We start from the raw sequence: 26,496 nt of genomic DNA on the forward strand, positions 1-26,496 counted from the left end.
ACAGATTGGGATTTCGGTAAAACCATAAAGCTGGCATGCATCGAAACTGCTAAAGGTTTTGGAACGTAATATGATCAAGAAAACCTGGGCCAAATGGAAAAACGGCCATATCGGACGCTTGCTGTTCGAAAGCCTCCGCAGCCAGGGTTGGCTCTACGGCATCTCGATGATCGCCATGGTTGTTGTTGCGGGCACGACGGCGGGCACCGCATGGATGATGGAGAACATCGTCAACGCTATGACCGAGCCGGAAATGCGGTCAAAAGTGGGTTTGATTGCCGCCGCTGTCATGGGGCTGTTCCTTAGCAAAGCGGTCGCATCCTATGTGCAGGGCGTCTTTCTTGCACGGGCCGGGAACCGGATTATCGCCGTTCAGCAAGAGCGCCTTTTTGCCAAGCTGATCAAGCGGGGTGTCGGGTTTTTCTCGCGCAACGAATCCTCGGGGTTGCTGATGCGGGTCACGCAGGGTGCGCAGGCGGCCAGGCGGCTGGTCGATGTCATCGTGACCGGCTTTGTGCGCGACCTGCTGACGTTGGTTGGCCTGATCATCGTCATGGTCTATCAGCAGCCGCTTTTGTCGATACTTTTCTTCGTTGTCGGTCCGGTTGCTCTGGTTAGCGTCCGAATGCTTCTGAAACGTGTCAAGGCGATCATGAAATCCGAGATGATGGCCTTGTCCGAGATCATCAAGGTTCTTCAGGAAACGTCTGGCGGCATCACGATCATCAAGGTTTTCGGCCTTGAAGAACATATGGAAGGCCGCATGAACGGTGCCATCCGCTCGGTCGAAGCCCGCGCGAATTCAATCGCCAAACTGCAGTCGATTGCCAGTCCGTTGATGGAGTGTCTGGCCGGTTTCGCAATCGCGGGGATTCTGATTATCAGCACAATCGGCTTCGGCGGCAGCGAACCGACATCTGCAGGTCAGCTGATGTCTTTTATCACCGCTCTGATGATGGCTTACGAACCTGCAAAACGGCTGTCAAAAATGCGCGTTTCTATTGAGACGACGCTGATTCCGATTGAGATGATGTTCCAGCTTCTGGACGAAGAAGACCCGATGAGGGAAAGCCCCGATGCCAAGTCGCTGGTCACGGATGCAGGCGAGATTCGTCTGCGGGATCTGACCTTTGGTTATACTGAAGGTAAGCCGGTCATCTCGAACATGAACCTGACTTTTGAAGCCGGCAAGACAACCGCGCTTGTCGGACAGTCGGGTGGTGGTAAATCAACGATCTTTGGCCTGATCATGCGGTTCTACGACCCTGTTTCCGGTGCGGTTGAAATCGACGGTCAGGATTTGCTGGGCATTAGCTTTGCCTCGCTGCGTCGAAAGATTTCCTATGTCGGCCAAGAGACCTTTTTGTTCTCTTCAACGGTCATGGACAATTTGCGGTATGCGCGACCGGAGGCCACAGACGAAGAAGTGATGGAGGCAGCGCGCGCAGCACATGCGCATAAGTTCATTGAGAACCTGCCCTACGGGTACAATACACAAGTCGGCGAGAACGGCGCCTTCCTCTCTGGTGGGCAAAAACAAAGGCTCGCCATTGCCCGTGCGATTTTGCGGAAATCTGAAATTCTGCTTTTGGATGAGGCCACAAGCGCGCTTGATGCCGAATCTGAGACTTTGGTCAAAGCGGCCCTGGACCGGTTGACCGAAAACGTGACGACCATCGTGATCGCTCACCGTCTGTCCACTGTGCTTGAGGCGGACAAGATCGTTGTTATTCAGGAAGGCCAGGTTCTGGAAGAGGGCAATCTTGAAACGCTGATCGAAAAGGATGGTGTGTTCCGGCAGTTGTTCGACCATCAGTTCAAACAGCCAGCGAAAGAGGCTGCCGCCCAATCAGGCTAGCAAAGACGGTGGGGCACCCTCATTCACGCAATGCCCTGTCCTTGATTTTGACTACAGGCTGCAGCAGGTAGTCCAGAACCGATTTTCGGCCAGACAGAATATCAACCTCGGCAATCATGCCGGGGATGATTTCAACCGCGACACCATCCGCATCCAGCATCGAGTTGCTGGTCTCGATTTCCACCACAAAGACCTCTTCGTCGTTACGTTCGGATCTTGTGATCGTATCGGCTCCGATCCGCATAATCTGTCCGTTCAGTGCACCGTAGCGTGCGAAATCATAGGCGGTAATCTTGACCTTGACCGCTTGCCCGGCGTGCAAAAAGGCAATGTCTTCAGGGCGCACATAGGCCTCAACCAGTAGCGTATCGTTTAGGGGAACGATCTCGACCAGCTCCTCTCCGCTGCGGGCAAGCCCGCCGATTGTTGTCCGATGCAGGCGGTTGACGATTCCACGAACCGGAGACCGCACCTGTGCCCGGTCGGCCCTGTCGCGAAGCGCTGGCAGAACCGGTTCCAGAGCGGCCAGTTCGGTTGTTGCCAGTGCAAGATCGGTAAGGGCAGCACTGCGAAACCGGCTGCGGGTTGCCCGAATCCGGTCGTCAATTTCGTCCAGACCGGTTTTCAGACGGTTGGTGGCCGCAACGGCGCGGGTTTTGCGCCCTTCCCATTCCGCCTCCCCCCGGCGGAGTGACAGCAAGGTGGTCATGGGCTCCATACGCTTTTCGACCAAAGGCTCCATCATCGCGCGTTCTTCTGCCAAAAGGCTGAGTGTTTCCTCAGCGGTGACGCGTTCGACCAGCCCCTCTTCATATTCCTGCTGCCTTTGCTGCCGTTGACGTTCGAAGATCGCAACTTCGGCATATAGCTCGGCCTGCCGCCCCTGATACAAAGCCGTCTCAGACCGCACGACCTCGGGCGCTCCGGCAATTAATTCCGGTGAAAAGGTCAACTCAGTGCCGGCAATTTCCGCATCCAGCCGTTGTATCCTGGCCATCAGTCCAAAGGCGCGCTGTTGTTCCTGGCTGAACTGACTGTCGATCTGGGTTGTCTCAAACTCCATCAACAGCACGCCCTGATCGACAATCTGCCCCTCACGCACCTCCAGTGACTTCAATACACCGGGTTCTGTCGCTTCGATCACCTGTATGTCCGCCGAAGGCACAATCCGTCCATCCACACGCGTGACATCATCCAATTCCGTCAAATGCGCCCACAGGCCCAAGGCAATCAGACAGGCCGCGATGGCCAGCAACAGCACTGATCCGCGTACTGGCGAGCGCCCCCGCATTTCACGGGCCAGCGTGTTCAGGTCAGGATGCTGCGACATTCAGATGCCCTCTCGCTTTGCGGACGTGCCGTGTCAGTATGCTTTTGGGTCCGTCTGTCGCCACTTGCCCGCCTTCGATCACAATGACCCTGTCGACAAGTTCCAACAGGCTGGTGCGGTGCGTGACAACCACCATAGTCGTGTCCTGGGTCGCTTGTTTGAGCCGTCGGATCACCTCGGCCTCGGTTTTGACATCCATTGCGCTGGTCGGTTCATCCAGCAACAGCACAGGTGGGTGTCCGATCAACGCCCGGGCCATCGCAATAGCCTGCCGTTGCCCGCCCGACAGGCCTTCGCCGCGTTCGGCCAGTTTCAGATCATAGCCCAGGGGATGCTGTGCCACGAAACCTTCAACACCCGAGACCTGTCCCGCGTAGATCAAGTCCTGTTCCCGCGGACGGACGGCCCCGCTGTTGATATTCTCGCGCACAGAGCCCGAGAACAGCCAGATATCCTGTAGGACCGATCCCACATTGCGCCGCAAATCGCCGGGGTCAATCTGGCGGATATCCAGACCATCCAACAGGACGGACCCGGATCGTGGTTCATAAAGCCCAAGCAGCAGCCGGGTTATTGTGCTTTTGCCCGAGCCAATCGGGCCCAGGATCGCCACTTTCTCACCGGGTTCAATCGAGAAAGACACCCCGGACAATGTGTCCTCGGGCTGATCCGGATAGGCGAAGTGTACGTTTTTGAACTCGATACGCCCTTCGATATCTGACCGGCTGATCCAGCTGCGCCCAAAAGGCCTCTCGCTTTCGGCCTGCATCAGCGCGTTCAGGTTGCGATAAGCGCTGCGGGCCTGATTGATCCGGGTCAGCGTCTGCGCCAACTGTCCAAGAGGGGCCAGAGCCCGACCGGTCAACATCACCGACGCAACAAGGGCCCCCATGCTTGCCTCACCGTCAGCGATCAGAAAAACGCCGTAGAATACGATCAGAACCTGAGCGGCCTGCTGCGTGAACCCGGTCAGGTTCAGGGCAAACTGCGTCACCATTCGACTGCGTGCGCCATGCGAGGATTGGCGTTCAATCGCGTCTTCCCAACGGGATTTCATTTGTCTGGCAGCGGCGGTGGTTTTGATCGTTTCAAGACCCGACACAGTCTCGACCAAAACAGATTGTTTGGACTGGCCATCGGCAAAGCTGCGCTCTGCCAAACGCGCCAGAATGGGTTGAACGACGATGCCGGCCAGCAACACTACCGGCACAGCCAGCGCGGGGATCAAGGCCAATGACCCCCCGACGAGGTGGATGACAAACACAAACAACGCGATAAACGGCAGGTCTACCAAAGCGACCAACGTGGCCGAGGTGAAAAACTCTCGCAGTGTTTCAAACTCGCGGACGGTGCTGGCCATGGCTCCGGTCGAACCAGTGCGGGATTTCATCCGGATGTTCAGCACCTGATCGAAAACGCGGCGCCCCATCTGCATGTCAGCTTTTTGCCCGGCGCGGTCGATGAACCCGGCGCGCAGCAATTTCAGGATAAAGTCAAACCCCAGTGCGATGCCGACGCCTGCGGTCAGGGCAATCAGGGACTCGGTGGCCTCGTTTGGGAGCACGCGATCATAGACGACCATTATGAAAATCGATGTGGACAAACCCAACAGGTTTGCCAGTGCGGCGGCCAGAACCACCTGCGTATACGACCACCGGTTTGCAGCCATCGCGGACCAGAACCAATGGCCTGAGGATGGTGTGCCGGCCTCTGCAACATCGCTTTGGTGATTGCGGCGAAACAGAATGGCATAGCCGGAATACGTCTTACCTAGGGTGTCTTCGGGAACGGCGCTAACGCCTTCGCCGAAATTCGGATCGAAAATCAACAACTGGTTGTCTGGAGTTCGGCCGTGGTAAACAACTGCCCCGCCATCCTCCAAAATCAACAGGGAAGGAGCGAGGCTTGCATCAAACTCTCTGAGTTTCTGCTGGCCGTACCCAGCCTGCAAACCAGCCTTTCGCGCCACATCGATTGCATCGCGCAGGGTTAGACTGTCCGTTGCGCCGGTTTGCGCCGAATAAAGCGCCGACAAAGTCAGGGGACAGTCCATCTGCGCCGCAACATGCAACAGGCAGGATTCAAGTGGCGAAAGGGCGGGGCTTTGAACACGTTGCGGGGTCATGGGGTGTCACTCCAGCGTCCGATCGATACACCCAGTAAATCCAGAATGTCACCTGTGAGGCTGAGCGCTGCATAATTGGTCAGAAAGAAGTTTTGTTCCGCCAGGATCAGCCGCTCCTGAGCGTTCACATAGTCACGCTGCGCGTCCAGAATCTCGATCAGGCTGCGTCGGCCTATGGTAAATTGCGCCTGCGCCGCAGCAACGCTGTCTGCATTGGCCTGAACGGCAATCCGGGCTGCGTTCAGACGCACAGCGCCTGCGGTCTGATCGGACCGCACGAATTCCAACTCGCGGCGGATGGCTCGGATGATAGAATCCCTGGCAAATTCCGCTTCTTTCACCCGGGCTTCGGCGGCGGCAATATTGGCGCGGCGTTGGCCGGTGCTGTCAATTTCATAGTTGAGCGACAGATCGACCCCGAAATTTGCGTCATTGTCGTCATCACGGTCGGCGAAAGCTGCAATCTGAACACCGGGCTGACGGCGTGACAGCGCGGCTGCCTGCTCGGCTTTTGCAGTCAGAAGCGCCGCATCGGCGCGCCGAACCTGCGGGCTGTCCAAAACAATCTGACTGTCCGTGCGTGCAAGGTTCGGGGCGGGAACGGGGGCAGGAAGCACGCCGGGTGGGCGGCCGAAAACCTCATGAAACTGGGCTTTTGCGCGATCCAGACGTGCCTTGGCGTCTGCCATCCGGGTCTGTGCGTCGGCCATGCGCGACCGTGCCGTCAACACGTCGGCGGTTGAGCCTGCACCCTGTTCGGATCGCTCTGTGATCTGCTGAACCAGTTCTTCGTGAACGGCGACGTTTTGCGTCAGGATTTGAAGTATCTTTTGCCGGTCAAGCACCAGCACATAGGCTTCGATTGCTGACAAAGCGACAGCCGAAGCCGTTTGCAGCTGCTCTCCACGGCCTTCCAGAACACGGGCTTTGGCTGCGGCCAAGTCATTGGTTGCGGCACCCCCGTCGTAGACGAGTTGCGAGACGCGCAGAAACGGGGTCACATCAGCGGTGTCAGAGTCGATCCTCTCAGACCGCGCATTCACACCGATAGAGACCTGCGGCAGGAACGCCCCTCTGGCCGCGTCCTGATTGGCTTGTGCGATGGTAAGCCGGGTCGCATTTTGTGCGAGATCCGGACTTGTCTCGATCGCCTTGCGAATTTGCTGACCAAACTGGCTTTGTGCAAGTTGGGGGGCAGGTTGACTGGCTCCGGCCCCTATCGACCCACTGGCCAAGGATGTTTCTACGGCGGTCAGGCTCGGTGCCGGTGTACACCCCTGCACAATGGCAATGACAAGAAAAAGCGGTAGAACTCCACATTTGCGATCAAGTTTTAACATAGGTGTTTCACACCCCATAGGTTCCGAAGGAATCGTCGTTCTGAGCATTTGCTACTGCAGAGAGAAAACCGGAAATGTCTGAATTTTCGGTGTATCCCTTCTGTGCAATCTGCTGTTGGGCACGCGCCAGCCACGCAATGTGGGATAGCGAAACCTGATGGGCTTGGAGCAGCGCCAATGCGCCGGTTTCGAACAAATACAGTTTTGCGCTGTCGGGCAGGGCGGCCAATCTCGCATCGTCAAGGCACTGCGTTTTCGGCGGAAGAGCAATTTTGTCATGAGACGCGCAGGGTTTAAGCAGCCCCAATTCCTCGATCTGCGCGCAAAGAGCACGGGTTTGCTGAGCGGCCCAGGCTTGGGCTTGAAAAAACCGTTGTACGCCGCGCAAGGTCGGTGTGAGTTTTCCAGCTGTGTCAAAAAATGCTTCGTCTTGCGGATCGCGGCTCAGCAGCCCTGATGCCTCGTCGATACAAAGCTGGAACTGCGTCGATTTACCGGCAGGATAAGGTAGCGCCCGAAAAGGGTAGCATCGAAGATCAGAGGGCACATACTGCGACAGCCACGATCCATCCGCTGCAACAAAAGGCATGGGCATGTCCGCAGTCAAAGACAACAACGCAACAGGTTCGATGCACGTTCCACGATGCTGAAACACAATAGGAAAAGCTGCTGCGGCTTGCATGACCTCCGGGAGGACGACAGGACACTCCGTTCGGTGCGCTGCAAACCCATAAGAGGTATAACGTTTCCAGTAGAGCGACCCGTGACGCGACTGGCTGACAGGAACCGATTTCATTCTTGCCCCCTGCAGTGGGTGGGGCCGCCGGGGCAGCCCCACTGATCCTTACGCTGTCGCACCGGTTGGGTCGGTGTGCAGGATGTTGTCGGTCGTCAACCCGCTCAGGTCATCCAGCCCGGACAGCTGAGCGACCGTTTCAATCGAGGCTGAGTTCGGCGCGCTATAATCGACCTTGACCAGCACACTGTCGGTCCCGTCTGTGGCGAGGACGTAGATTTCATCGCCAGCCTGTGTTCCGGTCAGGCTTTCAACCGCTGTCTCAATGCTGCTGTCCGACAAATCGCCAAGAACTGTCGTCAAACCAACAACACCGGTGTTTGCACCAATGGCATCCCCCGCAGCCAGTGTTTCCACGCCGGTTCCGTCGCCGCGCAGGTCGGAAACATTAAGGTCGCTGAACAGGATTGCATCTGCCGCTTGGGCTTCGGTCCCCAATGAGAACCCGGTGACCGTGTCAACGCCGTTGGCGGTCGGATCGGCTTCGAACACGACGGTGTCCCGCCCGGCACCAGTCACATCGATGGTGTCGTCACCACCCTGGCCCCGGATAAAGTTGTCAACGTCTGTGGCAACCAAAGTATCGGCGCCGTTGGTTCCGAACTGCACCACACTGTCCCCGCCATCGGCCGTCGTAACGGTCAGTTCAATGGGTTTTGTGGGATCAAGGACTGTCATGTCGAAGGTCAGCATGGGTTGGGTCGGGTCATTGAAGCTTAATCCAAATCCGGCAAAGCGGACGACGGACGCGCTGACTGGGTTCGTCAACAGAGACAGGAAATCTCCGTTGGCAACGTCGGACCCGGTGTCAAACGAAACGACGGATGGGTCAAACCCCAGATCAATATTCAGCGCCAGACCGCCCGAGAAGTCCTGATCAGGATCGGCATAGACCTGAAACGTGACAGTGTTTCCGCTGATCCCTGCCTGGGTGATGACATAAGCGGCGGGCTCATGCGCCGCGTTCTCGTCTGCGGCTGTCAACGGATCGGGCCCGCCCGAAACCGTTGCATCCGCCGCAAAATCCAGGTCATCGCCTGCATCGAAAGAGGAAAAGTTCGATGCGGCAACCGCCAGCGACCAGCTGCCATCTGCGCCAACAGTTGCGGTGCCGACAGGACTTCCGTTCAAGGAAACATCCACAGACTGCCCCGAGCTGAGCCCGATGGATGTGCCGGTTACGGTGACGCCGGACGTTTGCGCATCCGCAATCGAAATTGCGTTGTTTGCCGCGACAGGGTTGATCGACAAAACCGGGCGCAGATCCGTTGTGACAGATGCTGTCGCCGGCGTTGCCGCGTTGCCTGCCTGATCGGTCACACTGGCCTCAACCGTATAGCCCGTGCTGTCGGACAAGGCGCTCAAGTCGGATGAGGGCACCGTTGCGGACCATGTGCCACCAGACGCTGTGCCAGTATAACTCTGACCATTCAATGTGACGGTCACCACTTGCCCATCTTCGGCTGTGGTTGTGCCGGTGACGTTTAGGTCACTGCCCTGTTCGGAAATATCCAGCTCGGCCCCTACCGGCAGCGGATCCAGCGTCACCGTTGGCGCCGTGAAGTCGGTGTTCAGGTTGACGCTGGCCTGAGAGCTATTGCCCGCCGCATCCGTAACCGATGCTTCAACCTCGTAGCTGGTGCCATCTTGCAACGTGGTCAAGTCCATCGCAGGGGCGGTATAGGTCCAACTGCCACCGCTGACTGTCGCCGTTCCGGTGACATCAACAGTGCCATCCGGGCGCGCGATTTCAACTGTGACCACTGTGCCGTCGGCTGCATCAGATGTGCCTGTAACCGTCAGGTCGGTGCCTTGCTCGGCAGCGTTCATCACTGCGCCGTCGGAAACGCCCGTGATGGCCACTGAGGGCGCGGTGAAATCCGTATCAAAACTGGTGGTGGCCTGCGCCGCCGGGTTGCCAGCAGTATCCGAAACATCTGCTGTAACCGCGATTGTGGCGCCATCCGCCAAGACTGCCAAGTCCGCAGCGGGAACGGTCACGGACCAGGCACCACCGGACGCCGTACCTGTATAGGTCTGACCGTCCACCGTGACGGTCACGGTTCGACCGTCCTCTGCCGTTGTGGCACCCGAGATGGACAGGTCCGACCCTTGTTCGAAGGCATTCAGAACCGAGCCGCTAGACAATGTGTCGACGGATACGGTTGGGGCGGTTGCGTCTTTGGCCAGCGCGACACTGGCTTGAGGGGCGGCCAACCCGTCTGTATCCGAGACATCTGCGGTTACGGTGAAGCTGCTGCCGTCGGCCAATGCTGCCAGATCAACCGCAGGCACGGTGACGCTCCACGCGCCGCCCGAGACAGAGCCCGTATAGGTTTGGCCATCCAGGGTCACTGTGACCTGCTGGCCATCCTGCACATTGCTCGTCGTGCCAGCGACAGTCAGGTTCGACCCTGTTTCCGCTGCGTTCAAAACACCACCAACAGACAGAGGCGTTACGGCAATGGAAGGGCCGGTCAGATCAACCGGAACCGAGGCCGCGGCAGGGACCGAGACGTTGCCTGCGGCGTCAGACACAGTGACGCTGACCGCTGCGGGCACACCGGTCGAAAGTCCGCTGAGATCGGCGCTTGGGATGGTGACGCTCCAGGCCCCGCCAGCAGCCGTGGTCGGATAAGTTTGACCGTTGAACGTGACCGTCACCGCCTCGCCATCAGCTGCTGAGGTCGACCCGGTCACAGTAAGATCGCTGCTGACATCGACCAACTCGATAGACCCGCCCGCGACCGGGTCCAGTGACACTGTCGGAGCCGAGAAATCGGTATCAAAGCTGGCACTGGCCTGAGCTGCAGGGTTGCCTGCCTGATCCGTAACATCAGCCGTGACAACGATGGTTGCACCATCGGTCAGAGCTGCCAGATCTGCTGCCGGAACTGTCACGCTCCACTGGCCGCCCGATGCAGTGCCCGTGTAGGTCTGCCCGTTGACTGTTGCGGTAACGGTCTGACCGTTTTCTGCATCTGTCGTCCCTGTAATCGTCAGATCGGTACCCTGTTCAGCGGCATTCATCACCGCACCGTCTGAGAAACCCGAGACTGTCAGGGCCGGAGGAATCGTGTCCACATCAAAGATGATCGCTTCAGAAGACAGCTCCTCACCATCCGCGTCCAGATTGCGAACAGTGACGGTCTGGTCACCCTGGGGGAGGCTGGCGGCTTCGGCTGCGGTCAGCGACACGCTCCAAGATCCGTCGGCAGCCGGGGTGACGATTTTGGTCACGGTTCCAATGGTCACTTCAACCGTTTCGGTCCCATCCGGCGGTGACAGGCTCAACTGCTCACTGCTGAGCGCATTGGTTTGCACATCCGACAGATTGAGCGGCGGATTGCTGGGAACGGGGGGTGGAGGCGGGGGCGGTGGGGTCACGGCCCCGCCCGTGTCCGCGTCATCGCTGTCGCTACCTCCACCGCCGCCACCTCCGGCGGCGGCAGCGGCACCGGCCAAGCCCAGACCGCCCAGAACGGCGCCGGCACTGCCGATACCCCCACCGGCAGCTGCAGCGCCACCTGCCTCAGCCAGACTGAACTGGGCAATCTCAGCCACGGCACCTTCTGCGATCATGATCGCGCCGCTGTCCAGGACCTGTACATTCTCGGCGTCAACGACCAGTTTGCGCCCATCGGCCAGCTTCAACAAAACGTCGCCATTGTCCAACAGCTTGACCGACCTTACCCCGGGGATCGTTTCGGCGAACTGAAAGGCATAAAGCTCTTCAATAGTGGCCTGCGCCAGGGCGGGCAGGGCCAGAAGTGTCGACCCAAGACCGCCTGCGATGCCGCGCCCTGCCCATCGGCGCATCTTTCCGTCGACCCATTTGCGGATTGTCTGCTTACGCTCAAAATCAGACTGATCGGCAGCCAGATGATGTGTGGAGTCATGTTCTTTGGTCATCTTACCCTCACAGGTGGTTTGCGCGTCCGTCTGAGGGGTCCGGGAAGTTTTCATTTGCTTATCCCTTCGGTGTCTCAGGCAGCCGGACCTGAAAAAATTGAGTTAAACTGGGGCTGAACTCCTCGTTTTCTCCACATTCCCGCTTTGGTTTCGAACTGGGCCTCAGATCATCCTGTAGTCGGTGCCGATTTTGGCGTGGGGTGGTTTGATATGAGGCTTCAATTCGAAGGCGTGGTTGCAACAGGGAGCGCAGCGCTCGATTCAGGTATCGGTGATACGGCTTTAAAAACGTTTAATGGCGACACGTATCTCTACAGCCTGTCTGGACCGGGTGGCGGGATCGTGGTTTGGAAACTGGTCGAAGGCGCTGTGCCGCAGCTGCAGGACACCGAGTATTATGCCGGGACGATCACCTTTCAGGTTGGTGATAGTGGCATTCCCGTTTCGCTGGCTGGAGAGGATCAGCTGGTGCTGGATGTGCGCACGGCAGCCGGTCTGGTCGGGTATGAGCTGAACCCAGACGGCACTGTTGGCGCGCTGTCCGAGACCGATTCGCTGGTGGGCGGTGGGGACATCTCGGCGCTAGCCCAGTCCGGCGGCGTTCTGACCCTTGCCCATGAAGCCACTGGGCAGACTGCCTCTTACACGGTGAATGGCGATGGGTCGCTTTCGGTTGTCACTTCGGTGGCGGGCAGGGCAGATTCCATGCAAGTGGTCCAGTCAGGTGGCGCGCAGATCGTGATTGCTGCCGATGCGGCCACAAATGCGATCAACACTTATGCGCTGGATCAGGACACCGGGGCCTTGTCGGCTGTCGACAACAGTGATGCACTGGCCACTTTGGGGATCGCGGCCCCAACGGCGGTCGAAGTGGTTCAGGCTTATGGTCAATCTTGGGTCGTCGTGGCAGGGGCGGGTAGCAACTCTCTGAGCGTGATGGAATTGGGGAGTGACGGGAGTCTGACCGCGACCGACCATGTTCTGGACACGCGCGACACCCGCTTTGAGTCGGTGCAGGATCTGGCCGTGATCGAGGTGAACGGGCAGGTGTTTGTTGTGGCGGGCGGTGGCGATGACGGGATCAGCCTGTTTACACTCACCCCCAACGGGCAATTGGTGCATCAGGACAGCTTTTCCGACACCAATCAAAGCGGTTTGCAGAATGTCGAAACCATCAGCGTGGCCCATGTCGGGGATGAGTTGCAGATCCTCGCCAGCTCGCAACAGGATGCTGGCCTTACGCAACTCAGTGTGACGGTGGGCGATTTAGGGATCGTTCAGGATGGTTTCGGAGATGTGAACGGAACCGCCGAGAACGATATTCTCAGCGGCAGTGTTTTTGACACCACGTTAAAAGGCGGGGCAGGAGACGATATTCTGATCGCGGGTTCAGGCACGACCACGATGAACGGTGGCTCTGGAGCCGACATATTCGTGATGCAATATGGCAGCAATCCAACAACTATCAACGGGTTCGAGGCAGGCGTCGATCGGTTGGATTTGTTCGACTACTTACTGTTGCGCAGCCCTGCGCAGTTGAATTTTATCAGCACGGATCAGGGCGCGCGGATCGAATTCCGGGATGAGGTTGTCATCCTCAATTCCTCGACCGGCGGGTCGCTGACCAGTGCTCAGGTCTTTGGGTCTGAATTTGGGGGGCCAGATCACATTCCGGTGGATTTCAGCGATTTCGGAGGGCAGGCACCTGGAAGTTCGGATGGGGTTCAGGGCGATATCATGATCGACTCGAACACTGCGAACGCGGCCCTGTCAGATGCAGAAATTCAGTTCACCCCAAATGGTGGCGGAACCATCAGCGTCCAGGCGAATGACGAAGGGCGCTTTGACCTGGATTTGCCGTCCGGGTCCTTTGACGGAGAACTGGACGTCATCAAATCCTATTCCACAGCCAGTAATGAGATCACCTCGCTGGACGCGCTTCAGGCCCTGCGCATCGCCGTCGGGCTAGAGCCGACATGGGGTCCAGCAACGCCGGAAAACCTGATCGCGGCGGATATTACCCAGGACGGGGTGGTCAACGCGCTGGACGCGCTGGCGATTCTGCAGGTGGCTGTTGGTTTGCCCTCGGCGCATGATGCCAAATGGGTTTTTCTGGATGCGGATGCCGACTTGTCCGGCATATCGGCGGGTAACGTCAGCTATGACACCGGCGTCGATGTGACGGTGACCGACAATGTACTGACAGCAGATATGACCTCGATCCTGCTGGGCAATCTGGATCAGGTCTGATGCCGCCGCTACTCGCGGAAGGCCCTGTTGAAATAGTCGGCCATGGGCTTGATCAGGTAGGATAGCGGGCTTCGCTCATCTGTCTTGATCATGGTCTCGACCGGCATGCCCGGCAACAGAACCTGACCATTCAGACGTTCGACCTGATTATCCTCGGGCGCAACTTCGGCGCGGTAATAGGTTTGCCCGGTCGCTTCATCCGTGAACGTATCCGCGGACACAGTGACGACGCGCCCTTCAATTTCGGGTGTTTCCCGCTGATTAAAGGCGGGGAACCGCAGGGACACGGGTTGCCCGATATGCAGCTGATCCACATGGATGGCATCGACGCGAGCCGCCACAAGCAAAGGGGTATCCTGCGGCACCACATACATCATCGGCTCGGCCGGTTGGATCACAGACTGCAGCGCAAAAACCTGACTGCCATAGACCGAGCCGCCAACCGGCGCGCGAATGTCCAGCCGCGACAGGCGTACATCAAGAGACAGCCGCCGTTCCGCCAGTTCCGCAATCTGCGTTTGTGCGTCGCGCAGTTCCGTGATCGCTTCTTCGCGCCGCGTGGCGATCAACTCGACAATCTCAATCTCGGTGGCCGCGATCTGACCGGCAAGCCGCGCCACTGCTGCTTCCAGCCGACCGATCTCGCCGGTCAGGCTGGCCTCTTCCCGTTGCAGGGCCGAAACGCGACTGGCAGGCGTCAGGCCCCGATCCAGCAGGCTTTGCTGGTCCTTGAGCTCATTCTGGATCAGATCGACCTGACGGCGCAAAGATACAAGCTGGGCCTTGGTACCATCGATCTCGCTTTCGATCTGCACCCGCTGTTTGCCCAGCTGTTCGATCCGCTGGCTCTGGGTGTCCAGACGTGCCTCGAACAGGCTTTGCTGGCCTTCGATCAGGTCATTGCCGATATTGTCCCGCTCCTGCAGCGCGGCCAGCCGCGTGGCCAGTGTCTCAGCGTCCGCCCCCTCACGCTCGGCCTCCAGGCGAACCCGGCGCGCCAGCAATTCAAACAGCTGAGATTCCACGATGGTTTTTTCCGAGGACAGAAACGTATCGTCCAGACGCACCAGCAAGTCACCTTCGCTGACGGCATCCCCATCGCGGACGTAAATCTCGCCGACCACACCGCCATCGGGATGCTCGACCACCTGCCGGTTGCTCTGAACCTCGATCACGCCGGACGAAACGATGGCCCCGGCCAGACGCGTCTGCACGGCCCAGATGCCAAGCCCGCCGACCAGAATGACCAAGGCCGCAAAGCCGACCAGCGCGGGCAGGGTGATCTGCCATACCGGGCGCGTATCCTGAGCCACTTTATCCTGCATCTTTATTCACCTGACTGAGGCTTCGTTTGATGGCGCTGGCATTTTGCACCATCGTTGCCAGAACTTCATCCCGGCTGCCAGATTTCACCACCTGCCCGTTTTCCACAACCGCCAGATCATCACATTCCGAGATTGCCTGAGGGCGGTGCGTCATGATGATCGCTGACTTTCCTGCGGCCTTCAGCTCTCGGATTGCGGCGTTCAGCGCTTCGGTGCCGTCGGCATCCAGGGCCGAGTTGGGCTCATCCAGAATAAGCATGACCGGATCGCCATACAGCGCACGCGCCAGCGCAATCCGCTGTTTTTGCCCACCTGACAACTGGCTGTCATTGCCTTCCAAAAAGGTATCATAACCCTTGCTCAGTGACAGGATCAGTTCATGCGCGTTGGCTTTGCGGGCGGCGGCCACTACGGCCTGCGCGTCCGGTTCTTCGGACATTCGGGCGATGTTTTCGGCCACAGTGCCATTGAACAGGGTGACCTCCTGCGGGAGGTAGCCGATATGCTGGCCAAGATCGGTTGAATCATATTGGTCCAGTGTCGCACCGCCCAGCCGGATTTCCCCCACGGCTGGTTGCCACAAACCCAACAGGGCCTTGGCCAGCGTCGATTTGCCCGACCCGCTTTTGCCAATCACACCCAGCGCCTTGCCAGGCTCAAGCTGCAGGGACACGTTCCGCAATGTCGGTTTGTCCGCGCCGGGTGGCACAACAGTCAGTCCCTTGGCGGTCAGCCGTGCTTCGGGCACCGGCAACTTGGTGCGCGGTTTTTCTGGCGGCGTTGCGTCCAGAAACCGGTTCAGCGAGGTCCAGGCCGTGCGCGCCTTTTGCACCATACCCCACTGGCCGATGGCCTGTTCAACCGGCGCCAGCGCCCGGCCCAACAGGATCGAGCCTGCAATCATTGCACCCGGGGTCAATTCATTGCGCAACACCAGCCACGCCCCCAGCGCCAGCATGGCCGATTGCAGGAACAGCCGCAGGGACTTGGTCAGCGATGTAAAGCTGCCGGTCCAGTCGCTTGCGGCAATTGTCTGCCGCAACGCATCGGTGCGCTGCCGCTGCCAGCGCTGTGTGATATCCTCTTGCATGCCTTGCGACCGGACAACTTCGGCGGCCTGACGGGCATGTTCCGAAAACGCGTTTGCCTGGGCCGAGGCGCGTTGCGCCGACGATACCTTTTGCTGCGTCATGGCTTGGTTGAGCAGCGCAATCACGATCAGTAACGCTCCACCGCCCACGGCAAGCCAACCCAATAGCGGGTGAAACAGAAAGATTGCGGCCAGAAACAGCGGGGTCCACGGAATGTCCATCACGGCCAGCAGAACCGGCGAGGAACACAGGTTTTGAATCGATTCCAGATCGCGCAACGCCGTGGCTGGGGCAGAGCGCACTTGTGGAAACAAAGAACGGCGCAGGGTCGCGTCAAAAACGCGTTCGTCCAGCTGTGATTGAAACCGGGCACCGAACCGCGCAACGATGCGGCCGCGCGCGTAATCCAGCATCGCCATCAAGCCATACAGCAGCGCCACCAGCAGGAACAGCGCCGTCAGCGTTTCAACCGCGCGCGACCCCAATACTCGGTCGTAGACCTGCAACATGAACAGGGGTCCCGTCAGCATCAACAGGTTGACGAAAATGCTGAACAAAAAGGCCAGACCCAGAAAGGTCAGGCCTTGGTTCCGCACCTTTCGCAGCTCGTGTCGGGGCGGAGGTGTCGTGCTGGTCTGGCTGTTCACGAATGGGGCCTTTGATATCTTTCGGGTTCGAACGCACATGCGTATGTGCTGGAGCGTATCTTAGGGGTGTTGGGCAATACTGAAAATGTAAGATTTGCTGGATCGGCGAAAAGCGACTTGCCGTCAAGGTGCCACCCCGCAGGGCGCTTTGGAATTGGCTATTTGGCGCTTAGGCTGGTCCCAAGTGCGGTGTCGCAGAATGACCTGACCAGACGGGATTCGGACCGGTCATTCAGATGCGCCATGTAGTACCGGGTTTCGATACGGGCGTCCGTGATGGGAATCGCGCGCAGGTTGGGATGCGGGACGAATTCGAAATCGGCGACAAAGCCAATTCCAATGCCTTGTTCTACCGCTTTCCAGATGGCTTCTCGGCTGCCCAGCTCCAGAATGGGGTCGACCTCGATCCCGCGGTTTCGAATTTCGGCCTCAATCGCGGCGCGCGTGGTCGACCCGGCCTCGCGGCGAACGATCTTTTGGCGGTGCAGATCGCTGATTTTTATCCCATCCCTTGAAAAGAAGGGATGGTCGGAATTCACAAAGGCAACCACCTGATGCGTACTATACAGGCGCGTCGTCACACGCGGGTCTGACTGCACCTCGGCCAGGATCGCGACATCGGCCTCGTAGGACAATATGCGCTCGAAACAGCGTTGGGAATTTCCGAACCAGACATCGAGATCAATTGAGGGGTATTTGGATTTGAACGCGACGATCATGTCCGTGGCGTGAAACGGACCCACTGCCGCGATGCTAAGTTGCCCGGCGTGAAACCCGCGAAAGGAATCCAAAAGGGTTTCGGCATCGACCTCAGCCTGATGCAGGCGTGCGGTGATCGTCAGCAGCTCCCGCCCGGCATGGGTCAAGCGCACTTCGCGGCCGACTCGATTGAACAATTGCACATCATACCGGGTTTCAAGGTCTTTGACCTGTGTGGACAGGGTCGGTTGGCTTATATTCAGCTCATGCGCCGCAGCTGAAAAGCCGCGATAGGTTGCAACGGCATGAAAGGATCTGAGTTCGGATTTTAACATAGTGTCAGCATATGGATTGGCCAACTGAAATCAACTGAGACAATACGGGGGTTGCCGAGCCGCTAAGAGCTAATGGTATTCGGCACTATGAAGATCATGGGTCACGCGCGCATAGGCTTGTGCCATTGCTGTCAAGGTATGTGGCGGACACCCGATCTGTTCCAGGCACGAGGCATCGACAACCCTTAGTCGGCCCTCGAACGCCGTCTCGACGGCGTTGTCGACAGGCGTTTTGTCCGCGCCGAGTGTCAATCCATGATAGTGAAATCCCTGACCCGGCGCGGTCTGGCCCAGCTTGGTCCGAACCCCGTGTGCGGCAAGCCAATCCAGGAATAGCGTTAAGCTTTGATCCAACCCCCGATCAAGTACTGGTTCCGCTTCCGTTTGCCCGTTTTTGCCATGGCGATGGAACTGCACCTGCGTTTGCGGGGTCCACAGGCGGATCGGTTGAACGAAGTCAAAAATCCTCCCGACGCGTCGGCCACGCAGGTGGGGTCCCAAACCAAAATTCGCAGTGAGCAGACTGATAGGTGCTTGGGACACTGCATAAACAGAGGCGTATAAATCGCATCTCCCGTCTTCTTTGTGTTTCACGGTCAGAGCATTGAAGTTGCCGTTGTTGGCATAGGTATGCGCGGGCCCCAGAATGCGGTCCAAACGGAAACAGTTGATCGTGTAGGGGGCATGATCCCGAAATCCGATCTCTTCGATTGATGGCAGGCTGCGGCTGAGCGTCGTGGCCGTGCCCAGAACCCCGGCGGCCAAATAAACCCGCCGGGCACAAATCTGGGTTCCTCCACTCAGATCCAGACGCAAACCGCCCGTTTTCAGCTGTACGCGCTGCACGCGATCCGAGAAAACCTCGACGTTTTGTATTTCTTTCAGCCGCTTTTCCACGGCACAGGCCATCGCATTTAGCTGACTGCCCGGGGCATCCCGGGTGCCAACCAAAAGACGCGGGGTGCTGGTCTCAAAAGCGCGTCCAAGATCGCGCTTCTGTGTGCCTCCGATCACCTCGAATTCGGTCTGTAACTCATCGCAGGCATCCTTGTATGCGGCCCATGTTTGCAGAAACGGGCTTTGGCCCCACGGATCATCGCGCTCGTATACCTGAAGCTGTTTGCCCCAGTAATTGGCAAGCCCACCGACCTCTGCAGCCGCATACATTGCGGGGGCATCGCCTGACACTGGCATGCGGTCGGCCAAACAGGCCGGCCTGCGCCTTTCAAAAGCCACGGATTTCACTTTTGCAGGCCCGCCTTGCCAAGGGTCAGGCGTTGCCCCGGTGATCACGGCCAAAGAGCCTGTGAACCCGCGCATCGCGGTCAGGGCGGCATAACCAGTAGGACCGGCACCGATCAGTGCGATATCAAATTCGCGCATGACACGGCAAACCAAAGACGTCGGCAGGGCGGATAGCGTCACCTGGGTTTTGCATCGCAGAAAGAAACCTCCGCCAATACTGCCTCAAAAACTGAGGCCTACACCAAAACGTTAGCACGGATCAGCGACCATTCGAAAAGCAGGTCACTGGCCAGCGTGGAACACAAATAAGATCCTGAAAATAAACCGGATCTCGAAGATGGGCGAGCGTCGCCCGTACCAATAAAGCCTTGCCAGAGGTTACGACGGTCGCCTTGCGCAAATCAAGAACGCGTAATCTCGCCCGCGTAATCTTGCCACTTTTCCAGGCGAGGATCAGCGGACATGTGCGCTGGATCCCGTTGTTGGTGAAACCGCAGCGGTAAGGAATTCCAGTTTCTAGAACTGTGCATTTTGGACACCAACGCGGTGGTTATTTTGTCCCAACGATGTCATCGCGGAAAAAGTCCAACATCGCGTTGGTAGCGTCCAAAACAATTGCTACGTCCGGGCTATGGGATGCGAACTTAAAAAGCTAAAGGCGGTGCTGTAGTCCGGATATTGCAGCGCTTTTACACGGTTTGCTGCTGACAGCGTTGGCTCTTCCGCTGCTGGACAATGAAAAAATGCTCTTTGGAACACTTAGGTGCCGCATTTTCTGGTTGGTGCCATGTGACGACCGACCGTAACCAATTGCTTGCGATCAGTGCAAGCCGCCACAATTGTGTGGTGAGAACGCCTTGTACGCTTGCGGATCAAACTGTTGCGTTCCTTGCAACGCTGATCGCTGTTTTTGACCAATTCTGCTCAGCGGTCTCAAACCCGACCTTATGTGTCACACCACAACCCAAGAGGTGACGCCATGTCAGATCTTCCTCGCATCGTGATCGACATCTGGTCGGACTACGTTTGCCCCTACTGCTATCTTGAATTTCCGGTGCTTGAAGCATTGAAGGCCCAAAGCAATCAGCCGCTTACCGTGAACTGGCACGCGTTTGAACTGCGCCCCTATCCAAACCCAACGCTCGATCCCGATGGCGATTACTAGCACGATGTTTGGCGCCGCTCCGTTTATCCGCTGGCGGAAGAGCGCGGGCTGCCGCTGAAACTGCCGCCGGTCCAACCCTATAGCAGGGATGCGTTGGCCGCCGCCGAATACGCAAGAGAAAAACAGCACTTCGACGCGTTTCACAAAGAGATGTTCAAGGCGTTCTTTGAGGACGGGCGGGATATAGGTTCGCGTGAAGTGATTGAGGACGTGGCCAAGCAGGTGGGTCTTGATCCTGAGGCAGTATCCGGCGCCATCGATAGTGGTGAGTATCGCGCGCGGGTGGATCGTTCGTTGAGTGAAGGTCTTGCCCTTGGTGTCCAAGGCGTTCCGTCGATCTTTCTGACGGACACCGTTACGGGTCGGAAACTGCGACTACCCGGTGCAGCGAACCTGGCGACATTCCAAGCGGGTTTGACCAAACTGAACGTACTTGATCAGCCTGCATGACACATTGCTCGGCGGCACCGTTTTCGTGGTGCCGCCGTGCAGTTCGTGTTTGTCCGGGTATTCGGCCCTGGCGCGGTACTATCCTTCCCCAGTTTCCCAGTAAGGCGGCGCGCCGAAATGGGTACGCAGGTGATCAACGAATGCTGTAACCTTTTTTGATCCTCGCCTGTTGGGCAAATAGACTGCGTGGATCGCCGTATCGGTTTCGCCATGCCCGGCTGTCCAGTCTGGCAAAACCTGGGTCAATCGCCCGGCCTTAAGATCCTCGCCCACCAGCCAGCTGGGCATCATCAAAAGACCGCCCCCGTTGATCGCTGTTTGTCTCAGCATCTCGGAGTTATTGGCAACCATGTTGCCTTTGACCTTCAGGTTCAGGCTTTTTCCATCTTTTTCCATGCGCCAAGTGCGATCTCCATCTGTGAATGCAAAGCAGAGGCAATTGTGGTCTTTCAGGTCGTCCGGGTGCTGTGGGATATCGTGCTCACTCAGATAGTCCGGGCTCGCGCAGATCAGTCGCCGGTGCGGCGCGAGTTTGCGCGCAATCAGGCTGCTGCTGTCGAGCCTGCCGATGCGGATGGCGATATCAATCCGGTCCTCGACCAGGTTGACGAAACCGTCGCTCAGTTGAAAGTCCAGCTCAATCTCGGGGCAACGCCGTATGAACTGGCCTATCGCGGGGGCAACATGCATTGAGCCGAAGACAACTGGCATCGAGATCCTGAGTAACCCACGGGGCGCACCGTCCGTTTCACTGACGCTGCGGTTCGCATCATCAAGAGCGTCCAGAACCAGAATTGTCTGATCCAGATAACGCGCGCCCGTGTCGGTCAGCGTTATACTTCGGGTTGACCGGTTCAAGAGTTGCGTGCCGAGGCTGTCTTCAAGGGAGTTTACTTGCCGTGTGAGAGACGATGTGGCCATCCCCATACGGCGCGCGGCGGGCGCGAAGCCGTCTTCCTCGACCACGGCACGAAAAGCGCGAAGGGCGGCAAAGTAATCCATCTACTTCCCAAGTCATCGTTGCGCGTTACGCAATACTATTGCCGATAATCGCCAGATTATCAACAAACCGCTGCTGGATCATATTCCCTTCAGACGAAGGAATAGGAGCAAGCCCATGTCCACGGAAAAGATTGTCATAGACGTCGCCATCACCTCGGATTTCATTTGTCCGTGGTGCCGCTTTGGTGAGAAGCGGCTTGAGAATGCGCTGGCTATGCTGCCGGACGACATCGAGGTAAACCTTCGCTGGCAGCCCTTCGAACTCAATCCCCGCATGGGTAAAGAGGGAATGAACCGAAAAGTCTATCGGTCGATGAAGTTCGGTTCGTGGGAGCGGAGCCAGTCGCTGGATGCCGGAACCATCGAGGCGGGTCAACCCGACGGAGTCACGTTCAACTACGGTATCATTGAGCGGACGCCTAACACTTTTGCCGCGCATAAGCTGACACATTGGGCAGGCACTCAAGGCAAGCAGTCTGACGTCGCACATCGTATCCTGAAAGCGTACTTTGCCGAAGGCCGTGATATCGGGGATCACGAGGTTCTTGCGGCAATTGCCGCAGAGGCGGGTTTGAGCACGAACGAAGCTCTGGCCTATTTGACAGACGAAACGACCGATACCGAAACGCGGGACTTGCTGAATGCCTCAGTGCGCTCGGGCGTGCGGGGCGTTCCACAATTCGATATCGAAGGCACAATTGTCAGCGGTGCACAGCCGGCGGATGTTTTGGCGCAGGTCATTGAGTTGGCTGCAAGCCAGAAATCAATTGGCAGGCGTGCTGCGAGTTAGTCGCTAGTCTTGCGATATGCGATCTGGGTTGGGCTAGGCTGCACAATCCTCCGTCTATGAGTTTCAAACTCCGTTCTCTGAGTCACGCAACACCAATCGCCCGGCAGTCCCGCCGACACAGAGTGGTGACCCAGGGAACGGTATGGCCGCCGTCAAACCGCAAGGAGGAAGTCGAATGATGTCTCCAGACCCTAAAGCAAACCTAACAAAAGCACCCAAGCCAGAGCGCCAGATCTTTTCCGACAATCTTGTGCCAGCCGGATCCACATCTGACCTGTCCGCTGCCGCGATGATCGCGTGGTCCCCGTTGGAATTGTTTGGTGACCCCGTCTCTTGGCAAAACACGGAGGCGACCCAATGACACGCGCTAATCCAAATTCGTCACATATGGGGTTTTCCCAAACCTTTGTTCCGGGGCAACTGTCGCTTGGGCTGATGATGCCAACCGCGCCCCTGGTGAACGGTGTGCCCAACATGATTGGGCAGTTGGATCAGGCCGCGCGCATCGATGAACTTGGCTTCGCCACGCTCTGGTCCCGCGATGTCCCGTTGTTTGATCCTGACTTTGGTGATGCCGGTCAGATTTATGATCCATGGGTGTGGCTGTCTCAATTGGCCGCGCGGACAAAAACCATCGCGTTGTCGACGGCTGGTATCATTCTTCCGCTAAGACATCCCATTCACGTAGCGAAAGCCTCGACATCATTGGATGTGCTATCCGGCGGCCGCTTCATGCTCGGTGCCGCATCCGGTGACCGGGCAACGGAGTATCCCGCTTTCGGCTTTGATCATACCGGCCGCGGCCCAGCATATAGGGACGGCATCAAGACGATCCGGCACCTGACGGAGCATGGTTTCCCAAGGTTTACTTCTGGGCGCACGTCCTTTGATGGCGGCCTTGATCTGCTTCCTAAGCCGACCGCGCCGCGACTCCCAATCTTTGCGGTCGGCAGCGGGCAACAAAGCGTGCAATGGATCGCAGAACATATGGATGGATGGATCTCCTACCCCCGTGACATTGAAGACCAACGACGCCGCATCGGGTTGTGGCACACCGCCTTGAACCAGCGCGCGCCCGGTATCTTCAAGCCCTTCGCGCAATCTCTCTTCGTCGATCTGACCGACAATCCCCATGCGCCAGCAAGTCCTATCTTTCTTGGCTTCCGCTTCGGGCGGAACCGGTTGATTGAGCATCTGGACAGCCTGAGGAACCTCGGGGTCCATCACGTGATGATCAATTTGCGGCACAGTACGCGACCTGCCTCTGAGGTGATCGAAGAATTGGGTGCAGAGGTTCTGCCGTATTTCCCAACCCACGGCAGCGTTGCAAAAAATGCAAAGATGATATCGGAAACCGCGTAATTATCATGGCTGCCTACATCCAATAGCTTGAATTCAACCCACAGAAACAACGCAAAAGGGTGATTGTTATGTCCAATCGCAAAAGCAGAGCCATTGTCATCGGAGGCTCACTGGGTGGGCTCTTTGCGGGCAACATGCTCAAGAAGGCCGGATGGGAGGTCGATATCTATGAGCGCTCGGCACACGATCTTGACAGTCGGGGCGGCGGAGTGGTGCTGCAACCGGACGTGGTTGAAGTGTTCCGCGAAGCGGGCGTTGATTTCAGCACCATGAGCCTCGGTGTTCCGTCGCAAAACAGGATCGTCTACCGCAAAGATGGCAGTATACGGGATAAGCGTCCTGCGCAACAAATGCAGACGTCGTGGTCTTTGATCTACACAACGATGAAGGGGGTGTTCGGCGATGGGCACTATCACCGGGGCCGGATTCTGGCATCCATTGAGCAGAACGAAGACGCCAAAACCGTGACAGCGATCTTCGAAGATGGGTCCCGCGAGACCGCGGACCTCCTTGTTGGGGCCGATGGGAACGGCTCGACCGTGCGCCAACTGATCTGGCCCAAGGCGCAACCGACTTACGCCGGATATCTTGCGTGGCGCGGTTTGATCCCCGAGGAGGAACTGACTCCAGCCGCCCGAGATGGTCTGGCCGGAGACTTTGGTTTTTCCAACACAGAAGGGTCGCATATTCTGGGCTATCTTGTTCCGGGAGAGAGTAACGCGACAGAGCCCGGCAAGCGGTTCTACAACTGGGTCTGGTATCGCGTCGCGGACCACAACACTCTCCTTAAGATCATGATCGATAAGGACGGAAAACAGCGCGGGTATTCGATGCCCGAGGGAAAGCTGTCAGAAACCTGGAAGGCGCATGTCTATCAAGAGGCCAATGCGCTCTTGCCGAAGCCATTCCGCGAGGTGGTTCTTTCTACTCAGGAACCCTTCGCACAAGCGATCCGGGACCTGACTGTGCCAAACATGGTGCGAGGGCGAGTCATCCTGCTTGGCGACGCAGCTTTTGTCCCCCGGCCGCATACTGCGGCAAGCACGTCCAAAGCAGCGGCGAACGCCCTTGCGCTATATGACGCATTGGTCCGCCACCCTGACGATGTCGACACAGCGCTGCAACGCTGGGAACCCGGCCAGATGATGCTTGGAAAGATGCTGTATCGTCAGGGTACCCAGGCGGGCGACAGCCTTTTGTTTCGCAAAGACATGAGTGAGCGTGTTGGTTAAGACAACCTCCTGAAAGGACTGAGAATTGACTAACATCATCATGTACACAAAGGATGGGAAATAAGCGCCGAGATCAACGAACGCTCCGGACGCAAGACTGCTCTGAAGGTATTCATCGGTAATCATCATGTCGGCAGCTTTGACGATATGGCGGCATTGGAGGTCGCTGGCGATCTTGATTCTTTGTTGGGGTGCGATGCGCACCAAAGCCTACTTGTCGAAACGCATCACAAGGTTGTTGTGATCAGCAGTGGGCTTGCGGGGTGCTCCGCCGCGATCTAAGCGTCGCGCCGGGCTCGAACCTGCGCTGATCAGGGGTCTTTAGGCTGGCGGGTAGCGGAGGTCTCAAAGACTCATTCCGCAGGTGCGCCGCATGAAAATCGTTTTATCTGTTCGTCTGATGACGCAGCGCGGTGGCAGAGATAGCTGCGTCGGCGGAGATTTCCCCAGGTTTGCAATAGGTGAGTTTTGCCTGTTGAGCGTTTCTTGTGCTATCAGGCAAAGAAAAAGTAATGCAGGTTCGCCATGCGACGCGCTTTGAAAACACGATTGAATCAGCTTGGGCCAGGCGCATTGTCGAGGTTGGAGCCTGTCGGCTTTGACAGCAACCGCATGCGCCGCGGGTTGCCGCCCTTGCAGACGCTGATCGCATTTGAAGCCGCTGCACGGTTGCACAGTTTTACTCTGGCAGCCTCAGAATTGAACCTGACACAGCCCGCGGTCAGCCAGCAGGTGAAGCTTCTTGAGCAGAGGCTTGGTGTTCGGCTGTTCCGCCGTTCGAACAACCAGATCAGCCTGACAGAGCAGGGTGAGCAATTTGCCGAAGCTGTCGGTGCGATGTTGGATAACCTCAGTGAAAGCGTTCAGGACCTAGCGCCGGATGCGGGGCGGACCATGCTGACGGTCAGCCTTTTGCCGTCATTCGCCTCTACCTGGTTTGCGGTCCGCGCGGCGCGATTTTTGAAGCTGCATCCGCAGATTGACTTGATTGCCTTATCCACGGTCGCTCGTACGGGTTTTGGTCAAGAAGATGCGGATGTCGCCATTCGCTGGGGGCCTGGAGGCACACCGAATGTCTACGAAGAGAGGCTATTTGGTGAACGTCATATCATGGTGGCTTCGGCTGGTTTGACTGACGAGATTGCAGATGTGAATCGCGTTGGTGACCTGGCTTACCTGCCGTTCTTTCACGACACCAACCACAGTGAATGGCGCACGGTGATCGAACGTAACGGAGGAGATCCCGAAGCGTTTGAGCATGGCGCCTATTTCGGCGACGCCAGCGCGACGTTGGGGGCGATTGCCTTTGGTGGTGGGATTGGCGTTGTCCGGGATATCGTCGCGCAGCATTTTCTGGACAATGGCATGCTGATCGAACTGCCGTTTGAATCGGTGGACGGATCGTTCGCATATCATTTCCTTTGTCCGGAAAGCCGCCTTGAGCAACCGCGCGTACAGGCTTTTCTCAAATGGTTAAGACAAGAGTCACAGGCTGCATAAGAATTCCTTTGGCAATGACCTAGGATTCAACATTTGTAGGTT

Annotated in this window: 16 protein-coding genes and 1 pseudogene; 7 read left to right on the forward strand and 10 right to left on the reverse strand. The window is 57.7% G+C overall.

Going from position 1 to position 26,496, the window contains the following annotated elements; genetic code table 11:
* Positions 1–70 precede the first annotated feature (70 nt).
* On the forward strand, positions 71–1,858 hold the full coding sequence (locus tag ACRZ94_RS13035) for an ABC transporter ATP-binding protein (RefSeq protein ID WP_480653983.1): 1,788 nt from the start codon (positions 71–73) through the stop codon (positions 1,856–1,858).
* A 19-nt stretch (positions 1,859–1,877) separates the two neighbouring features.
* On the opposite strand, the gene ACRZ94_RS13040 is transcribed toward ACRZ94_RS13035, so the two are convergent.
* From ACRZ94_RS13040 to ACRZ94_RS13060, 5 genes are all read right to left on the reverse strand, one after another.
* Positions 1,878–3,188 carry an HlyD family type I secretion periplasmic adaptor subunit gene (locus tag ACRZ94_RS13040; RefSeq protein ID WP_480653985.1) on the reverse strand — a complete coding sequence of 437 codons (1,311 nt, stop codon included), beginning with the start codon at positions 3,186–3,188 and terminating at the stop codon, positions 1,878–1,880.
* A complete protein-coding gene (locus ACRZ94_RS13045; protein WP_480653987.1) occupies positions 3,172–5,313 on the reverse strand; it encodes a type I secretion system permease/ATPase in 2,142 nt (713 codons plus the stop codon). Before ACRZ94_RS13045 ends, ACRZ94_RS13040 begins: the two co-directional genes overlap by 17 nt.
* Positions 5,310–6,548 carry a TolC family protein gene (locus ACRZ94_RS13050; protein ID WP_480797521.1) on the reverse strand — a complete coding sequence of 413 codons (1,239 nt, stop codon included), beginning with the start codon at positions 6,546–6,548 and terminating at the stop codon, positions 5,310–5,312. Before ACRZ94_RS13050 ends, ACRZ94_RS13045 begins: the two co-directional genes overlap by 4 nt.
* 112 nt (positions 6,549–6,660) lie before the next feature.
* Entirely contained in the window at positions 6,661–7,449 is a 789-nt protein-coding gene (locus tag ACRZ94_RS13055; protein WP_480797522.1) for a SapC family protein, read from the reverse strand.
* 48 nt (positions 7,450–7,497) lie between these two features.
* Positions 7,498–11,361 (reverse strand): beta strand repeat-containing protein, encoded by a 3,864-nt coding sequence (locus ACRZ94_RS13060; RefSeq protein WP_480797523.1) that lies wholly within the window; start codon positions 11,359–11,361, stop codon positions 7,498–7,500.
* 210 nt (positions 11,362–11,571) lie between these two features.
* Here ACRZ94_RS13060 and ACRZ94_RS13065 point away from each other — a divergent pair, with 210 nt between their 5' ends.
* A complete protein-coding gene (locus tag ACRZ94_RS13065) occupies positions 11,572–13,611 on the forward strand; it encodes a hcalcium-binding protein (protein ID WP_480797524.1) in 2,040 nt (679 codons plus the stop codon).
* 8 nt (positions 13,612–13,619) lie between these two features.
* On the opposite strand, the gene ACRZ94_RS13070 is transcribed toward ACRZ94_RS13065, so the two are convergent.
* The 4 genes from ACRZ94_RS13070 to ACRZ94_RS13085 all read right to left on the reverse strand — a co-directional run bounded on the left by ACRZ94_RS13070 (position 13,620) and on the right by ACRZ94_RS13085 (position 19,091).
* Positions 13,620–14,936, reverse strand: coding sequence for an HlyD family type I secretion periplasmic adaptor subunit (locus ACRZ94_RS13070; RefSeq protein WP_480653997.1), 1,317 nt, complete (start codon positions 14,934–14,936; stop codon positions 13,620–13,622).
* On the reverse strand, positions 14,926–16,632 hold the full coding sequence (locus tag ACRZ94_RS13075) for a type I secretion system permease/ATPase (protein WP_480654701.1): 1,707 nt from the start codon (positions 16,630–16,632) through the stop codon (positions 14,926–14,928). The genes ACRZ94_RS13070 and ACRZ94_RS13075 overlap by 11 nt, the downstream gene beginning before the upstream one ends.
* Before the next feature lie 200 nt (positions 16,633–16,832).
* A complete protein-coding gene (locus ACRZ94_RS13080) occupies positions 16,833–17,708 on the reverse strand; it encodes a LysR substrate-binding domain-containing protein (protein ID WP_480653999.1) in 876 nt (291 codons plus the stop codon).
* A 69-nt stretch (positions 17,709–17,777) separates the two neighbouring features.
* Complete coding sequence (locus tag ACRZ94_RS13085; protein ID WP_480654001.1) at positions 17,778–19,091, reverse strand: hypothetical protein; 1,314 nt, start codon at positions 19,089–19,091, stop codon at positions 17,778–17,780.
* Positions 19,092–19,932: 841 nt separating this feature from the next.
* Between ACRZ94_RS13085 and ACRZ94_RS13090 the strand changes: the two are divergent.
* A pseudogene (locus ACRZ94_RS13090) lies at positions 19,933–20,568 on the forward strand (DsbA family oxidoreductase).
* Positions 20,569–20,646: 78 nt separating this feature from the next.
* Here the strand turns inward: ACRZ94_RS13090 and ACRZ94_RS13095 are convergent.
* Positions 20,647–21,570 carry a LysR family transcriptional regulator gene (locus ACRZ94_RS13095; protein ID WP_480797525.1) on the reverse strand — a complete coding sequence of 308 codons (924 nt, stop codon included), beginning with the start codon at positions 21,568–21,570 and terminating at the stop codon, positions 20,647–20,649.
* Between the two features lie 115 nt (positions 21,571–21,685).
* On the opposite strand from ACRZ94_RS13095, the gene ACRZ94_RS13100 reads away from it, so the two are divergent.
* The 4 genes from ACRZ94_RS13100 (at position 21,686) to ACRZ94_RS13115 (ending at position 26,454) form a co-directional block, all read left to right on the forward strand.
* Positions 21,686–22,360 carry a DsbA family oxidoreductase gene (locus ACRZ94_RS13100; protein ID WP_480797526.1) on the forward strand — a complete coding sequence of 225 codons (675 nt, stop codon included), beginning with the start codon at positions 21,686–21,688 and terminating at the stop codon, positions 22,358–22,360.
* A gap of 357 nt (positions 22,361–22,717) precedes the next feature.
* Positions 22,718–23,722 (forward strand): LLM class oxidoreductase, encoded by a 1,005-nt coding sequence (locus ACRZ94_RS13105; protein ID WP_480654009.1) that lies wholly within the window; start codon positions 22,718–22,720, stop codon positions 23,720–23,722.
* A gap of 68 nt (positions 23,723–23,790) precedes the next feature.
* Positions 23,791–24,954: an FAD binding domain-containing protein gene (locus ACRZ94_RS13110; protein WP_480654011.1), complete on the forward strand. Its 1,164-nt coding sequence runs from the start codon at positions 23,791–23,793 to the stop codon at positions 24,952–24,954.
* 633 nt (positions 24,955–25,587) lie between these two features.
* Positions 25,588–26,454 (forward strand): LysR substrate-binding domain-containing protein, encoded by an 867-nt coding sequence (locus tag ACRZ94_RS13115; RefSeq protein WP_480654013.1) that lies wholly within the window; start codon positions 25,588–25,590, stop codon positions 26,452–26,454.
* Positions 26,455–26,496: the final 42 nt, after the last annotated feature.

Source organism: Ruegeria sp. CH10 (assembly GCF_056537125.1).

Excerpts from the sequence above, each read along its gene's own strand:
- ACRZ94_RS13080 (WP_480653999.1), bottom strand. The coding sequence starts at position 17,708 with ATGTTAAAATCCGAACTCAGATCCTTTCATGCCGTTGCAACCTATCGC.
- ACRZ94_RS13045 (WP_480653987.1), bottom strand. The coding sequence starts at position 5,313 with ATGACCCCGCAACGTGTTCAAAGCCCCGCCCTTTCGCCACTTGAATCC.
- ACRZ94_RS13065 (WP_480797524.1), top strand. The coding sequence starts at position 11,572 with ATGAGGCTTCAATTCGAAGGCGTGGTTGCAACAGGGAGCGCAGCGCTC.
- ACRZ94_RS13095 (WP_480797525.1), bottom strand. The coding sequence starts at position 21,570 with ATGGATTACTTTGCCGCCCTTCGCGCTTTTCGTGCCGTGGTCGAGGAA.
- ACRZ94_RS13100 (WP_480797526.1), top strand. The coding sequence starts at position 21,686 with ATGTCCACGGAAAAGATTGTCATAGACGTCGCCATCACCTCGGATTTC.
- ACRZ94_RS13055 (WP_480797522.1), bottom strand. The coding sequence starts at position 7,449 with ATGAAATCGGTTCCTGTCAGCCAGTCGCGTCACGGGTCGCTCTACTGG.
- ACRZ94_RS13035 (WP_480653983.1), top strand. The coding sequence starts at position 71 with ATGATCAAGAAAACCTGGGCCAAATGGAAAAACGGCCATATCGGACGC.
- ACRZ94_RS13040 (WP_480653985.1), bottom strand. The coding sequence starts at position 3,188 with ATGTCGCAGCATCCTGACCTGAACACGCTGGCCCGTGAAATGCGGGGG.
- ACRZ94_RS13070 (WP_480653997.1), bottom strand. The coding sequence starts at position 14,936 with ATGCAGGATAAAGTGGCTCAGGATACGCGCCCGGTATGGCAGATCACC.
- ACRZ94_RS13060 (WP_480797523.1), bottom strand. The coding sequence starts at position 11,361 with ATGACCAAAGAACATGACTCCACACATCATCTGGCTGCCGATCAGTCT.
- ACRZ94_RS13085 (WP_480654001.1), bottom strand. The coding sequence starts at position 19,091 with ATGCGCGAATTTGATATCGCACTGATCGGTGCCGGTCCTACTGGTTAT.
- ACRZ94_RS13110 (WP_480654011.1), top strand. The coding sequence starts at position 23,791 with ATGTCCAATCGCAAAAGCAGAGCCATTGTCATCGGAGGCTCACTGGGT.
- ACRZ94_RS13105 (WP_480654009.1), top strand. The coding sequence starts at position 22,718 with ATGACACGCGCTAATCCAAATTCGTCACATATGGGGTTTTCCCAAACC.